This is a genomic window from Amycolatopsis sp. NPDC004169 (assembly GCF_040610315.1).
Lineage (GTDB): Bacteria > Actinomycetota > Actinomycetes > Mycobacteriales > Pseudonocardiaceae > Amycolatopsis.
The window spans coordinates 1-14413 of sequence record NZ_JBEXMD010000085.1 but is presented as its reverse complement, the minus strand read 5'-3'; the positions used below and the strand labels follow the sequence as shown (position 1 = coordinate 14413).

The window sequence follows — 14413 nt, the reverse complement described above, 5'->3', positions numbered from 1 at the left end:
CGCGGGGGGGCGGGGGGGGCGGGGGCGGTGGGTGGGACCCGGCCAGGGGGCGGGTCCCACCCGGCGTTCTCAGCCGCAGTGCTCGAATTCGCTGTCGTAGGCCTGGCCGCCGGCCGAGCCGCCCCACTTCACGCACTTGTCCGCCGCCGCGGCCTTGACCGGACCGGCGAACCAGGAGAACGCCCCCGAGTTCGTCTGCCGCGCCGAGCCCTTGACCTCCAGGTAGGCCGAGGTCGCGGTGGCCGTCCCGGCGGAGGCGTTCTTCATGGTGCTGACGCAGTTCTGGCCGTTGGCCGCGTTGTAGGAGAGGAACACCGTGCCGGCCGCGCCGCCGGTGCCCAGCGGCGCCGAGTCGATCACGCCGTAACCGCCACCGCAGGCCGGGGCCCCGAGCGCGGTGTCAGTGATCGTGGCGAAGCGGATCGCGTCGTAGGGGTGCTCGGTGGGGCCGACTTCGAACAGCACCCCGGCCGACGACTGCGACAGCTGCACCATGTCCGAGTACGCCGCGCCCCCTCCCCACACGAGCAGGCTGCCGGCGTTGCCGGTCCAGTTGGCGCCTTCGTCGAACGACGAGTGCACCCGCAGCTGCTCGCGTTCGCCGCAAACGGACGGCGCGGCGAACAGGATCCGGTTGTACTTGCCGCCGGTGTCGGTGGCGCTCATCCGGGCCGTCGAACCCTCGACCGTCGGCGCGACGAGGTCGGTGGCGAAGTCGAACTTGGAGCTGAACGTCGCACCGCCGTCCGAGCTGATCGCGAACGCGCGGTTGTGGGTGCCGTCTTCGAGGCACTTGTTGCCGTCGTTCGCCTGGTTGCGCGCGGCGGCGTAGATCCGGCCGTCCCGGAGCTCGGTGACGCTGATCTCCTGGGGGTTGATCGCACTGCTCGCAGGCTTGTCGGTGGCGCCGAGGTGCCAGGTGCTGCCCTGGTCGTCGCTGTAGACCAGCGCGCCGACGTTCGAGTAGCTCATCCCGGCGACGAGCCGGCCCTTGTGCGCGCCGCGCGTCAGCACGATCCCGTGAGACGGCCCGGTGGCCAGCCAGCCGGGCGCGGCCGAGAAGCCGAGTTCCGTGGTCAGCGTCTTCGGCGCCCCCCACGTCTTCCCGTTGTCCTCGCTGATGGACACGCGCGGGATCCGGCCGCAGTCGGGATTGGTGTAGCACTGCATGGTCGACAGCAGCACGATCCGGTTGCTGCCCGGGATCACGATCGGCGCGGGATTGCCCTTCGTGTCGCCGAACGCGGTGATGACGGTGTTCAGCGCGCCCCACGTCTTGCCGCCATCGGTGGACCGCTTCATCACGAGATCGATCTTGCCCAGATCGGCGCAGGCGTGGGCCCCGCCGTTGCGACCCTCGGCGAAGGCGAGCAGGTCGCCGTTGTTCGCCTTGACGACGGTGGGAATGCGGTAACAGTCATGGTCGTCGGTGTTCTTGTTGAACACCAACGTGCTGGACACATCGGCCTGGGCGGTCGCGGCACCGACGGCCGCCGGGACGCCGAGGGCGGCGCAGCCCAGCAGCCCGGCCAACAGCCCTTGGGCGAGTCGGGTGATCTTCACGGTTCGAGCTCCCTACGGATTCGATTCTGCTTCTGCGGAAGCAGCGTCGACGCGATCCGTACAAGAGCTGTACAACAGTGCGTATAACGAACTATACCTGTCCGGGAGGCGAATTTCAGGTGAACACGGCCAGGGTCCCGAACCCGGTCGCCAGCACGAGAAGCGTGGACAGGAGACCGAGGAGCAGGGCGCGGCCGCCGCTGCGCAGCAACACGCCGAGCCGCACGGCGCAGCCGAGGCCGAACAGCGCGCCGGCCAGCAGGAGCGTCGAAGCCGTCTTCGCGAGGTCGAGCGCGAACGCCGGGACCAGGCCGGTGCTCCGGACCGCGACCATCGCGAGGAAGCCGATGACGAACAGCGGCACGAGCGGCGTGTGCGTGTCGCGGCGGCCGCGTTCGGCCGCCCCGACGAGCGCGACCACCGGGGCGAGCAGGACGACCCGGCTGAGCTTCACCACCACGGCGGTCCCGACGGCGGCGGCGCCCGCGGGCCCGGCCGCCGCGACCACCTGGGCGACCTCGTGCACCGAAATCCCGGCCCAGCTGCCGGTCCGGGTGGCGTCGAGGCCGAGCGCGCCGGCCAGCAGCGGCAGGGCGGCCAGGGTCAGGCTGCCGTAGCAGGTGACGAGCGCGACGGCGGTGGCGACGTCTTCGTCGTCGCGCTCGATCACGCCTTCCACCGCGGCGATCGCGGAGGCGCCGCAGATCGAGAAGCCGGTCGCGACCAGCAGGGCGAGCCCGCGGGGCACCCGGACCAGCCGGGCGAGGCCGAGCGTGCCGAGGAAGGTGACCGCGACGGTCAGCACGACCGCGACGAGCGTGCCTGGGCCGAGCGCGAGCACCGCCGGCACGGCGAGCTGCAGCCCGAGCAGGACGACGCCCGCGCGCAGCAGGCGTTTCGTGAGCCGGGCGACGGCCAGGCGGTGTTCCTCGGCCAGGATCGGCGTGCTGCCGACGGCCACGCCGAGCACGACCGCGACGGTGAGGGCGCCGACCACCGGCCACGCCGAGCTGAGCGCGTACGCCGCGGCGACACCGAGCCCGGTGATCGCCAGGCCGGAGGTCTTCGCCGTCGTGAGTGCCATGCCTTCAGCGTCGCCGGTGGCGGGCGGGCGCGGTACCCGGTACTCGGTACCGAGGTCATAGACTCGAGCTATGACCGGACCGGATCTGGACTCCCTGCGGCTGCTCGTGCTCGTCGACGACCTCGGCAGCATCGGCCAGGCGGCCGGGGCGCTCGGCATCGCCCAGCCGTCGGCCAGCAAGCGGCTGTCCACTTTGGAACGCCAGCTGGGGCTGTCCCTGGTGGACCGGACCCGGCGCGGCTCGGCGCTGACCGCGGACGGCCGGGTGATCGCCGGCTGGGCGCACCGCGTGCTGACCGAAGTGGACGGGCTGCGCACCGGCGCGGAGGCCCTGCGTACCCAGCGCGGCGCGCGGCTGCGGGTCGCGGCGAGCATGACGCTCGCCGAGCACTTCGTGCCCGCGTGGATCGGCGAGGTCAAGCGGACCGGGCCGGACACCTACGTCGGGCTGGAGGTGGTGAACTCCGAGCAGGTCGCCGAGCTGGTCGTGCGCGGGAAGGTGGACCTGGGGTTCGTCGAGTCGCCGGGGCCGTGGCCGGGCCTGGCCACCCGCCGGGTCGCGACGGACCGGCTCGTGGTGGTGGTGCCGCCCGGGCACGCCTGGGCCCGGCGCCGCCGTCCGCTGCGGGCCGTGGAGCTCGCCGCCACCCCGCTGGTGGTGCGCGAGCCGGGTTCGGGCACGCGCGACACGGTCGAGGCGGCGCTGCGGCGGGCCGGTGCGGGCCCGGTCACGCCTTTGCTGGAACTGGGTTCGGCTTCGGCAGTGCGCAACGCGGTGATCGCGGGCGCGGGGCCGGCGGTGATCAGCGACCTCGACGTGGTGCGCGAGGTGGCCGGCCGCCGGCTGGTGCCGGTGGCGGTGGAGGGCGTCGAGCTGGGCCGCGTGCTGCGCGCGGTGTGGCCGGCGGGGCGGCGGCTGACCGGCCCGGCGGCGGACCTGCTGACGCTCGCGGTGAAATCGGGTTCCTAGCGCGCCGAGACCCGGAGCCCCGCCGCCTCCGGGCTGGTCAGGTGGGTCTCCAGCGTTTTGCACGCCGAGGCCAGGAGGTCGTTGTCGTCGCCCGCCCGGGTGGCGAGGGCGACCTGGCACGGCTCGATGCCGTCGATCGGGACGATCGTCACGTCGCGCCGCAGGCGGCTGAACCAGACCCCGGCCGGGACGATCGCCGCCAGCTGGCCCGCGGCGATCAGTTCGAACTTCTCCTCGAACTCCTGGACCAGCGGGCCGTCCGGGGCGCGGCTGCCGTCGGGGCGCGGGTCGATGCGCCAGAACGCGTTCCACTCCGGGTCGTCGAGGCGGGGGAGCGGTTCGTCCGCGAAGTCGGCGAGGGTGACCGACTCCCGGCCGGCCAGGCGGTGGTCGGCCGACACCAGCAGCACGCGCTCTTCTTCGTAGAGCGGGGTGACGCGCAGCCCGTCGGTCCGCAGCGGCAACCGCGTCACCGCCACGTCCACCCGGTGCTCGAGCAGCGCCGCCCGGGTCTCGGTCCAGCCGAGGTGCTGGGTCAGCACTTCGGCTTCCGGGTGCCGGTGGCGCAGCTCGCGCGCGGCCGCGGTGACGAACAGGTTCGTGCGGTAGCCGATGGTGACGCGGCTCGGCGCGGCGGCCGCGCGGGTGCTGGCCGCCGCCTGCTCGGCGGAGTCGAGCAGCTCCTTGGCGCGCGGCAGGAACACTTCGCCGGCCCGGGTCAGCCGGGTGCCTTGGGGCGTGCGGTCGAGCAGGCGGGCGCCGAGCTGGCCTTCGAGCCGGCGGATCTGCCGGCTCAGCGAGGGCTGCGTGGTGTGCAGGGCGGCCGCCGCGCGCCCGAAGTGCCGGTGCTCGGCGACGGCCGCGAAGTACCGCACCAGCCGCAGGTCGAGGTCCGCCATGAGCCCAGCCTACCTGCGGTGATGCCTGAACCGTATTGCCCGATGAGAACCGGGCTTTGGACGCGCGGGCGGCCGCGGCCCGACGATGGAAGCACTGTCAGCCACTCACGAGGAGCAAGAAGATGCGGGTGTTCGTCACCGGGGCGACGGGGTTCGTCGGCAGCGCCGTCGTCCGGGAACTGCGGGAAGCCGGGCACGAGGTGCTCGGCCTCGCCCGCTCGGACGACAAGGCCGCGGCGCTCGCGGCCACCGGCGCCGAGGTCCGGCGCGGGACCCTGACCGACCTGGACGGCCTCCGTGCGGCCGCGGCCGAAGCGGACGCGGTCGTCCACACGGCCTACGTCCACGACGACTTCGCCGATCTCACGGCCGCCGCGGCGACCGACCGCGCGGCGATCGGCGCGTTCGGCGAGGCGCTCGAAGGATCCGGGAAAGCCCTGATCGTCACGGCCGCGACCGGCCCGGTGGCCCCGGGCCGGGTGGCCACCGAAGAGGACGCGGCCGACCCGGCGTTCCCGCGGACGGCCTCCGAGACGGCGGCGCTCGCGCTGGCCGATCGCGGCGTGCGCGCGTCGGTGCTGCGGCTGCCGCACTCGGTGCACGGCGAGGGCGACGGGCACGGGTTCGTCCCGGCCCTGATCCGCCTCGCGCGCGAAAAGGGGGTGTCTGCCTACCCGGGCGACGGCCGTGGCCGCTGGGCCGCGGTGCACCGGTTCGACGCGGCCCGGCTGTACCGGCTGGCCGTCGAGGAGGCGCCTGCGGGCGTGCGGCTGCACGCGGTCGGCGACGAAGGCGTGCCGCTGAAAGTGCTGGCCGAAGTGATCGGGGCGCACCTCGGGGTGCCGGTGCGGTCGGTTTCCGACGTCCCGGGCCATTTCGGCTGGCTCGCGCACTTCGCCGGGCCGGACGCCCCGGCGTCGAGTGTCCTGACGCAGAAGCGCCTGGGCTGGGTGCCCGAGTGGCCCGGCCTGCTCGCGGACCTGGAAGCCGGGCACTACTTCCGCTGAGGACGTGGTCTCCTTGCCGTCGATCGAGCGGCGATATATCGTGTGAATGTCGCCGATACGACAGGGAGGACATCATGGAGATGAGCGCGGGCGCCCACCGGATCTTCGCCGGGTTCGGGGGACACTTCGACCACCACGCCGGGCACGACCTCCCGGGGCACCCGGGATTCGGGCACGGGGGGCCGGGACACGAGGATTGGGACGGCGGCCCGGAACTGGCGCGCGGCTTCCCGCCGCCGCCACCCCACCCGCCGCACCCACCGCAGCCGCCGGGCGGGCCGGGGTTCCCCGGGTTCCCGGGCGGACCGGGCTCGTTCGGCGGCCCGGGCGGCTGGTTCGGCGGGGGCGGGGCGTTCCAGCGGGTCCGCGAGTTCCGCGGCGGCGGCCGCGCGCCGGCCCGCCCGGTGCGGCCCGCGGTGCTGGCGCTGCTGGCCGAGGAGCCGATGCACGGCTACCAGCTGATGCAGGAGATCCGCCGCCGCACGCACGACCGGTGGCGGCCCAGCCCGGGTTCGGTGTACCCGATCCTGCAGCAGCTGGAGGACGAAGGCCTGGTCCACACGGTCGAGACGGCCGGGCGCCGGGTCGCCGAGCTGACCGACGCGGGCCGCGAGCACGTGGCCGGCCGGGAGGCGGAGTTCGCGGCCCTGTGGGAGGAACCGGAGGAGGAGCCGGGCGCCGACCGCTTCGCGGCCCTGTGGCACGCCATGGGCGAGCTGTCCGGCGCGGCCGCCCAGGTGGGGTACAGCGGGAACGACGCCCAGGTCGCCGAGGTGAAGAAGATCCTCGCCGACGCGCGCCGCCGGGTCTACGCGGTCTTGGCCGACGCGGGCCTGGAGGACGAGGACGACTGACCGGCCGGCCGGATCGTCCACATCGGACGATCCGGCTGCCTGCCCCGGTCGCGGAAATGCCGCGGGCGCGGAGTTCCGGCACGTCGAAGTGCCCGGCTCCCCGCGCCCGCGGAACTGCCGCTACGCCTGCCGGCGGTGGCTCACTGCTGGTACGGCGCCGCCGCGGCCTTGGCGGCGGTGATCAGCGCGCCCTTGTTCTTCGGCCAGAACGTGCTGTCCACGCAGGTGTACTTGGGCAGGAACCCACCGCAGGTGCCGCTCGAGCCGCCGACCTCGAACGTCACGCTGGCGACGCCGAGCTCGCCGTAGGTGAAGTCGTCGGTGGTGCCGGTCGTGTCGTAGCCGACGGTCTCCTCGTTGGTGCCGACGAGGTAGCCGTTGGAGGCCGCGTACTTCGCGCCGAGCCTGCGGTACTGGGCGTCGTTCGGCGAGGTCGCCTGGGTGAAGCCCCACGGGATGATGATGTCGTTGCCGTAGCTGTGCAGCGTGATCATCGTGCCCTTGGCGGTGGCCGGCGCGGGGTCGTTGTTGCCGGTGCCGCGCTGGTCCGGGAAGATCGCGCGGGCCAGCTTCTCCAGCGCCTGCACCTCCGGCTCCGAACCGGCGCTCACGCCCTGGTAGGTCTCGGAGCAGGCGGAGTTCGAGTCACCGCCCCACTTGAACGTCGAGTTCCGGTTGAGGTCGACACCGATGTTCGTGCCGGTGCAGCTGCCCCGCGAGTTGTCGGCGTTCTTGCGCTGCAGCTTCGGCGAGTTCCCGCCGGAGGCGACGATGTCGACGCCGTCGGGGTTGGCGATCGGCACCACCCACACCTCGGTGGTGTCCAGAATGGACTTGGCGGTGGCGTCGGTGGCGTAGCCGTCGGCGAGGTAGTCGATGAAGCGCCAGGCGAGCTCACCGGTCGACAGCTCGCGCGCATGGATCTGGGCCATCAGGAAGAACTTCGGCTTCGGCGACGTCGTCGACAGCGTGCAGTCGCCGGTCTGCTTCTTGGTCAGGCAGATCGCCTGGACGTCGTGGCCGCCCTGGCCCTTCGTCTTCTTCCACGACTGCCCGATCGTGTACTTCGTGGCCAGGTCGGGGTGCGCCGAGGCGACGGCGGCGAGGTGGTTCTCGTGTGCGGTGACGGTCCGGTACCCGCCGTAGTAGGTGTCCGCCGCCAGCCGGTTCGTCTCGGCGGGCAGTTCCTTGTAGACGGTGTCGAAGAACGACGGCCGGTAACCCAGCGCCCGCAGCTGCGCGGCGACGGCCCGTCCGCCGACGACGTTGACGCTGCCTGCCGCATCCCCTTCCTCGACGTCGAACCCGGCCGCGGCCAGCGCCTGCGCCTGCGCGGCGGTGGCCGCAACGCGCCAGAACACCGGCGTGTCGGCGGTCTGCGCGGCCGCGGTGCCGCCGAGCAGGGAGGTGAGCAGGACCCCGGACGCCGCAAGGGCGAGCCGGGACAGGGACCTTGACGCCATCGGGGGATCTCCTCACGCCGCACGGATGGAGGTCCGGTCGGAACCCGTGGTCACCGTACCGGCACGGACAGTGTGTCGGCCCGGCAAAACGGGCCATACCCCCGAAAGTCGCGACTGTTGTCACGCTGGGCGGTGGCGGAGCGACTCGATGGGCGAGGCCGGTCGGTCCGGCCGTGAGGAGTGACCGTGAACCGGTCGTCGGTTTCCGCGGTTGCCCGTGCCGGCATCGCCCTGGCCGCGGTGGTGGTGAACGTCCTGCTCTTCCGGATGGCCCGGCGGGCCGGCGCCCTGCTCGACGAAACCGGCGACGCCGGATCCGAGGTGCTCTCGCGGCGGCTGCTGCCCACGTGACCCGGCTCGCGGATCCGGTACCCGGGCGAGCTTCCCTGGAACGGACGCGGGGCCGGCCACCGCGGTGACCGGCCCCACGGACCGCTACTTCTTCAGGCCGTGCTCGATCGCTTCGATGATCCGCGGCCGCAGCTCGGCCGCCGAGATGATCGCGTCCACCGAGCCGACCTCGACCGCTCGCTGGATGCTGTGCACGCGGTCGAACTCCGCCGCCACCTCGCTCACCTTCTCCGCGCGGACCGCCGACTGGACCTCCGCCAGCTGCGCGCTCAGCGCCGCCCGGGACGCGCCGCCCGCCGCCGCCACCCGGGCCTGCAGCTCCGTCACGCGCGGGTCGTTCGCCGTGCGGTTGTTGACTTCGCCCGCGAACACCACCGCCGCCGCCGGGGCGCCGCCCAGCACCGAGGCGAACGAGCCCTCCAGGGCCAGCACCGTCATGTTCGGGTTGAGCGCCTTGGAGAACACCACGAACGCGCCGCCGTGGTAGCGCGAGATCACGGTGAACACGATCGGGCCCTCGAAGTTGACGATCGCCCGGCCGATCTCCGCGCCGTACTCCAGCTGCAGCTTGCGCAGCGACTCCGGCGAGCCGTCGAAGCCCGACAGGTTCGCCAGCACCACTAGCGGCCGGTTGCCCGAGGCCGCGTTGATCGCCCGCGCCGTCTTCTTCGACGACCGCGGGAACAGCGTGCCCGCGGTGTAGGTGTCCGGGCCGTCGGTGGGCGGGAAGCCGCGGCGGGGGACCGACCGCGACTCGATGCCGACCAGGCAGACCGGGCGGCCGCCGATGTGCACGTCCTGCACCGCGGACGTCTCCGCGTCGGCCATGCCCGCCCAGCGCTCCAGCACCGGGTGGTCCTGGTCCGACAGCGCGCGCATCACCGTGCGGATGTCGAAGGGCTTCTTGCGGTCCGGGTTGTGCTCGGCCGAGAAGATCTCGCCGACCGTGGTGAAGTCGCTGCCCACGACCGCGTGCGGGAACGCCGAGACGTCCCGGTCGACCGGGTCGTTCGTGCCCACCTTGCGCGGCCCGGTCTCACCCGGCACCACGTACGTGTGGTCGTAGTGCGCCATCAGCACCGCCCGCGCGGCCGGCAGGTTCGGCGCCCAGTACTGCGCCTGGCCGTTCGGGCCCATCACCCGGTCGTAGCCGCCGATGCCGAAGTTGTCCTCGGCCGACACGCCACCGGAGAAGTCCAGCGCCTGCTTGCCGGTGAGCACCATCGCCGAGTCCGGCGTCATCACCAGGATGCCCTTGGTGTGCATGAGCATGGTGGCTTCGGCGTTCCAGTACGGCTGGGCGCCGACGTTGATCCCGTTGACCACGATGTTGATCTCGCCGCCGTCCTGCGTGAACGTGACGATCCGCTTGAGCGCCGCGGCGACCCAGTCCATGTTCTCGGTGCCGGAGGACATGGAGATCCGCGCGCCGGAGGAGAGCGCGAACCACTCCAGCGGCACCTGCATCCGCTCGGCCAGGTCGAGCGCCGCGATCACGCGGGAGCATTCCGGCTCCGAGAGCGCGCCGAGCGACTTCGTCGGGTCGCCGAGCAGCACGACGCGGGTGACGCCCTCGGGGTGCCGCTCGGTCGGGGTGGTGACGACGCCGGCGATGATCGCCGCGGAGTTCTTGCCCTTCGGCCGGTCCACCGGCACCAGGACACCCGACTCGTCGAGGTCGTGCTCGGTGAACGTGCCCTCCGGGCCGGAGAGCAGGCCGGTGATCTCGTAGGGGTAGACCGTCCCGCGCCGCGCCGCGCGCAGCACCTTCAGGCGGTAGTCGTCGAGGGGCTTGACCGGCTCGGTCGACGGCGGCTCGACGTGCAGCCGCGCGCCGCCGGCGTCGAGGGTGATCCGGACGGCGAGCTCGGTGAGCTTGCCCGCCTCCGTGCGCCGCCGCGCCAGGAACTGGACCTCCTCGAGCCCGGCCCCGACCGAGGTCGGCAGGATGCGCTGGACGAGCTGGTTGAGCTCCTCCGTGGTCAGATCGGTCGGCGGCCAGACGTACATCATGATCCGGTTCGTGTCGAACCGCTTGTTCTGCGGCCGCTGCGCCTGGATGTTGCGGATCGCGTCGAGGCAGGCGGTGACCGCGTCCTCGAGCGCGGGCAGCGCGACCAGCCGGCCGTCGGCCTCGCGCAGCGGCGTCAGGTCGCGGACCTGGCCCATCGCGATCAGCCGCTCGTCGGCCGGGTTCGTCTTCGCCGTGGCCTTGAACAGGTAGATCTCTTCGTCCGCCGAAGGCAGGCGGGTGAGGTCGAACTCGCGCAGCCGCTGCAGCTGCAGACGCTGGGCGATCTGCGGGTGCAGGCCGCGGATCAGCCGGTCCTCGGTGAAGCCGGCACCGTCGCGCTCGAAGGTGAAGTGGTGGTGCATCACGGCGCCGCCGGTGCCGGCCACGGTGACCACGACCCGGCGCACGCCGGCGGGCAACGGGTTCTCGGCCAGCAGCGCGCCGAGCCGCTCGGCGGTCGCGTCGACGTCCGGCTGGTCCTCCCAGCGCAGGTACAGGTCGGCGACCACGCCGTCGGTGGCCACCTCGCCGAGCGCGCGCAAGGCGGCGGGCAGGGCGGCGATGTCGACGGCCGTGGTGACCAGCGGCAGCACGCCTTCGGGCGCGTTCAGCTCGGCGGTCAGCCAGCGCTGCCCGCCGGCCTCGCGCACGGCGACCCCGGAGAGCCGTCGGTTGCCGTAGTAGCGGCGGGTCAGCACCTCCAGCAGCGGCGCGTGGTCGCGGCCCGGCCGCCCGATCCGCTGCCCGATCAGCCGGACCAGCGGCTGGGAGCCGGTGATCATGGCCTGGATCCGCTCGGCGCGGTCCGGCGCGTCCGGGTGCTGGTCGAGGTAGGTCAGCTCGGTGCGGACGGCGGCGTAGACGCGGGCGCGGTTGCGGCGCAGCAGCGGCTGGGCGAACCAGCGGAAGACCACGCCGCGGGCCAGGTCGGACACCGCGGGGAAGCGCACCTGCGTGGCCTCGACCACGTGTTCCAGGGTGAGCCCGGCGCGTTCGCTGAGCGCCTCGGCCGGCGGTGCACCGGTCAGCCACTGCTTCAGCAGCTCCGAGACGACCGCGACATCGGCCGCCGTGCGCTGCTGGGCCAGGAAGATCCGGAAGACCGCGGCCTCCAGCTCCGGCGTGCGCTCCAGGTCTTCGACGCCGTAGTGCGCGAGGACGCGCTTGAGCTTCGCCTGGAAGCCTTCGGTGACACCGGCGCGCTCGACGTCGAGGCTCTGCAGGTAGCTGTGGAAGAATTCGCGCGGGCTGTGCACCGCGCCGTTGGGCACGGTGTCCTCGCCGCCCGGGGTGTTGCGGCTGAGCTCGGACAGGTCGGCGAAGACGGTGAGCAGCTCCAGCTCGCCCTCCACCGGCCGGTTGCCGAGCTCGGTGCGGGCCTCCAGGTAGGCGGCGACGAGCCGCTTGCGCTCGGCAGGCTCGACGTCGAACCCGAGCAGCAGGCTGCGGAGGTCCTGCAGGCCGCGTTCGACGCGCTCGGCCGCGGAGACGCCGTCCGGCACCGTGGGCAGCACGATCTCGACGGTTTCGCCGGTGTCGGCGGCTTCCTCGGCGGCGTCGTCGGCGAGCGGTTCCAGGCGCATCAGCGGCGCGCCGGTCTCGACCTGGCTGCCGACCGAGACGGGGCACTCGCGGACGCGGGCGCGGAACGGCGCGCGCAGCACCGTCTCCATCTTCATGCTCTCCAGCACGAGGATCGGCGCGTTCGCCTCCACCTCGTCGCCGACGGCCAGCGGGGTGGCCACGACCAGCGCGGGCGCGGGGGAGCGGACGACGCCGCCTTCGTCGCGGCTGATGCGGTGGGTGACGCCGTCGACCTCGACCAGGTGGATCGGGCCGTGCGTGGCCGAGACCAGCCGGAAGCGCCGTCCGTTGACCAGGATCTGGCCGCTGTGGGCGTCGAACCGGTCGATCTCGATGTCCGCGTGGTGGACGTCGGACGCGCCGGCCGAGATGCCGACGCGGAACCGGCTGCGGCCGGCCCTGGCCACGGAGACGCGGTAGCCGACGCCGCGGAGCTTGAGGTCGAGCGGGCGGCCGCTCTCGTGCTGGACCTGCGGGCGGCCGCCGTGCGCGGTGGACAGCAGCCGCTGGACGGACACCTCTTCTTCGTCCTGGTAGGCCTCGATGGCGGCCGCGGCGAGCGCGATCGCGGAGTGCCGGTGGGTGACCAGGCGGCCCTCGGCGCGGACGCGGTCGATCCAGCCGGTGTCGGCGCTGGCGTCGATCACCTCGGGCTGGTCGAGCAGGTCGAGCACGAAGCTCTTGTTGGTCGCGCCGCCCTCGATGATGACGGTGGTCTCGGCCATCGCCCGGCGCAGCCGGCCGAGCGCCTCTTCGCGGTCCCGGCCGTAGGCGATGATCTTGGCGATCATCGAGTCGAAGTCGGCCGGGATCGTGTCGCCCTCGCTGACCCCGGTGTCGACGCGGATGCCCGGGCCGGCCGGCAGCGCCAGCCGCGCGATGCGGCCGGGGGAGGGGGCGAAGTCGCGGTCCGGGTCTTCGGCGTTCAGGCGCGCCTCGACGGCGTGGCCGAGCTCCGCGGGCTGCTCGCCGGTGAGCTTGCCGCCGCCTGCGACGTGCAGCTGCAGCTTGACCAGGTCGGTGCCGGTGGTGATCTCGGTGATCGGGTGCTCGACCTGCAGGCGGGTGTTGACCTCGAGGAAGGCGAACAGCTTCTCACCCGGGTGGTAGAGGAACTCGACCGTGCACGCGCCGCGGTAGCCCACGGCGACCGCGAGCCGCTCCGCCGACGCCTTCAGCTCGGCCGTCTGGGGCGGTGCGAGGACCGGCGACGCCGACTCCTCGATGATCTTCTGGTTGCGCCGCTGCACCGAGCAGTCGCGGACGCCGAGCGCCCACGCCGTCGCGCCGTCGGAGATCACCTGGACCTCGACGTGCCGGGCGCCGGTGACCAGGCGCTCCAGGAACACGACACCGGAGCCGAACGCCCGCAGCGCCTCCTGGCTGGTGCGCTCGTAGGCGTCGGCGAGGTCCTCGCCGGAGGCCACCATCCGGATGCCGCGCCCGCCGCCGCCCGCGGTGGCCTTGAGCATCAGCGGGTAGCCGATCCGCTCCCCGGCCGCCAGCGCGTCCTCGAGGGTGGCGACCTCGCCGCGGCTCCACGGCGCGACCGGCACGCCGACCTCTTCGGCGATCAGCTTCGCGCCGATCTTGTCGCCGAGCTTGCGCATCGCGTCCGCGCTCGGCCCGACGAAGGTGACGCCGACCTTCTCGCACAGTTCGGCGAACGCCGGGTCCTCGGCCACGAAGCCCCAGCCGACCCAGGCCGCGTCGGCCTCCGTCTCGACCAGCGCCTTCTCCAGCTTGGCCAGGTCGAGGTAGGGACGCGCGGCGGCCGGGCCCAGGTCGTAGGCCAGATCGGCTTCGCGGACGAACGTGGCGGTGCGATCGGCGTCGGTGTAGAGGGCCACCGTCTCGATCCGCGTGCCGGTTTCCGCCGACAGGTCCCGGACGGCGTGGATGAGCCGCATCGCGGCCTCTCCGCGGTTGACGATGGCGACACGACTGAACACCGGCTGAGCCTCCCAAGTACCCACGCACAGAAGGCGACGTTCCTGTCCGGGGACGTCGCCTGCACCTGTCTACACCCTGGTGGATGACGACGGGTGGGACCAATGTCCGCGATGGCGCATGCCTGGGCGGCTGAGTTGTGGGAACCCCACAAAAAGCGACCCGCACCACACCGTCCGGACCCGTTTTCACCCGCGATCAGCCACAAAGGCCCCTACATCGGGGAAACAGGGGGTGGCGGGGTGGTGATCAGGAGGCGAGCAGGACGTCGGACTCCAGGACCTGGCCCAGTTCGCGCCGCTCGGCCTCCGACAGCGGGACGGCGGCGACGTCGGACCGGCCGTCGGGCCCCGGCGCAGTGGTGACCACGAGCACCGGCCGTCCGTCGATCTCCCGCAGCGTGACGCGGCCCCCGCAGGCGAGGTCGACGGTCACCCCGGGTCGGTCGCGATGCCTGCCCAGCCAGCGGCTGACGAAATCGAAGGTCATCACGGTCTCCCCTCGGTACGGCGCACTCCCCTGGAGTACAGGTGCCCTGTGGTGATGCCCCGGATACCTCCGGTTTACACCCGGAAGAGCGAACGGGCGGGCCGGCACCCCCCGACGTGGTGGCCGACCACTGGTGCACCCGCACGACGAGGACGGTCCCGGACGGCTTCAGCAGCGGCCCGACC

At 72.9% G+C, this 14413-nt stretch carries 10 protein-coding genes; 4 read left to right on the top strand and 6 right to left on the bottom strand.

The features are described 5' to 3' along the window. Positions 1–69: 69 nt before the first annotated feature. Positions 70–1563: a sialidase family protein gene (locus ABZX11_RS47605; protein WP_354925707.1), complete on the bottom strand. Its 1494-nt coding sequence runs from the start codon at positions 1561–1563 to the stop codon at positions 70–72. 115 nt (positions 1564–1678) lie between these two features. Continuing rightward, a complete protein-coding gene (locus ABZX11_RS47600; protein ID WP_354925704.1) occupies positions 1679–2647 on the bottom strand; it encodes a putative sulfate exporter family transporter in 969 nt (322 codons plus the stop codon). A 70-nt stretch (positions 2648–2717) separates the two neighbouring features. On the opposite strand from ABZX11_RS47600, the gene ABZX11_RS47595 reads away from it, so the two are divergent. Further along, positions 2718–3617: a LysR family transcriptional regulator gene (locus tag ABZX11_RS47595; protein WP_354925701.1), complete on the top strand. Its 900-nt coding sequence runs from the start codon at positions 2718–2720 to the stop codon at positions 3615–3617. Here ABZX11_RS47595 and ABZX11_RS47590 read toward each other — a convergent pair. Beyond that, a complete protein-coding gene (locus ABZX11_RS47590; protein ID WP_354925698.1) occupies positions 3614–4516 on the bottom strand; it encodes a LysR family transcriptional regulator in 903 nt (300 codons plus the stop codon). The genes ABZX11_RS47595 and ABZX11_RS47590 overlap by 4 nt on opposite strands. 122 nt (positions 4517–4638) lie before the next feature. Here ABZX11_RS47590 and ABZX11_RS47585 point away from each other — a divergent pair, with 122 nt between their 5' ends. Both ABZX11_RS47585 and ABZX11_RS47580 read left to right on the top strand, forming a co-directional pair. Further along, positions 4639–5523, top strand: a complete 885-nt coding sequence (locus ABZX11_RS47585) for an SDR family oxidoreductase (RefSeq protein ID WP_354925695.1) — start codon at positions 4639–4641, stop codon at positions 5521–5523. A 74-nt stretch (positions 5524–5597) separates the two neighbouring features. Then, entirely contained in the window at positions 5598–6377 is a 780-nt protein-coding gene (locus tag ABZX11_RS47580; RefSeq protein WP_354925692.1) for a PadR family transcriptional regulator, read from the top strand. Between the two features lie 140 nt (positions 6378–6517). Here the strand turns inward: ABZX11_RS47580 and ABZX11_RS47575 are convergent, their stop codons facing one another. Beyond that, on the bottom strand, positions 6518–7840 hold the full coding sequence (locus ABZX11_RS47575) for a M14 family zinc carboxypeptidase (RefSeq protein ID WP_354925689.1): 1323 nt from the start codon (positions 7838–7840) through the stop codon (positions 6518–6520). A 186-nt stretch (positions 7841–8026) separates the two neighbouring features. Here ABZX11_RS47575 and ABZX11_RS47570 point away from each other — a divergent pair, with 186 nt between their 5' ends. Beyond that, positions 8027–8191 (top strand): hypothetical protein, encoded by a 165-nt coding sequence (locus tag ABZX11_RS47570; protein ID WP_354925686.1) that lies wholly within the window; start codon positions 8027–8029, stop codon positions 8189–8191. Between the two features lie 84 nt (positions 8192–8275). Here the strand turns inward: ABZX11_RS47570 and ABZX11_RS47565 are convergent, their stop codons facing one another. Next, positions 8276–13741, bottom strand: a complete 5466-nt coding sequence (locus ABZX11_RS47565; protein WP_354925683.1) for a biotin carboxylase N-terminal domain-containing protein — start codon at positions 13739–13741, stop codon at positions 8276–8278. A 247-nt stretch (positions 13742–13988) separates the two neighbouring features. Further along, on the bottom strand, positions 13989–14228 hold the full coding sequence (locus ABZX11_RS47560) for a hypothetical protein (RefSeq protein ID WP_176170070.1): 240 nt from the start codon (positions 14226–14228) through the stop codon (positions 13989–13991). Positions 14229–14413 lie beyond the last annotated feature (185 nt).

Bases quoted from the DNA above. Each gene is read 5' to 3' on its own strand.
- ABZX11_RS47595 (WP_354925701.1), top strand. From the start codon at position 2,718: ATGACCGGACCGGATCTGGACTCCCTGCGGCTGCTCGTGCTCGTCGAC.
- ABZX11_RS47585 (WP_354925695.1), top strand. From the start codon at position 4,639: ATGCGGGTGTTCGTCACCGGGGCGACGGGGTTCGTCGGCAGCGCCGTC.
- ABZX11_RS47575 (WP_354925689.1), bottom strand. From the start codon at position 7,840: ATGGCGTCAAGGTCCCTGTCCCGGCTCGCCCTTGCGGCGTCCGGGGTC.
- ABZX11_RS47590 (WP_354925698.1), bottom strand. From the start codon at position 4,516: ATGGCGGACCTCGACCTGCGGCTGGTGCGGTACTTCGCGGCCGTCGCC.
- ABZX11_RS47580 (WP_354925692.1), top strand. From the start codon at position 5,598: ATGGAGATGAGCGCGGGCGCCCACCGGATCTTCGCCGGGTTCGGGGGA.
- ABZX11_RS47600 (WP_354925704.1), bottom strand. From the start codon at position 2,647: ATGGCACTCACGACGGCGAAGACCTCCGGCCTGGCGATCACCGGGCTC.
- ABZX11_RS47560 (WP_176170070.1), bottom strand. From the start codon at position 14,228: ATGACCTTCGATTTCGTCAGCCGCTGGCTGGGCAGGCATCGCGACCGA.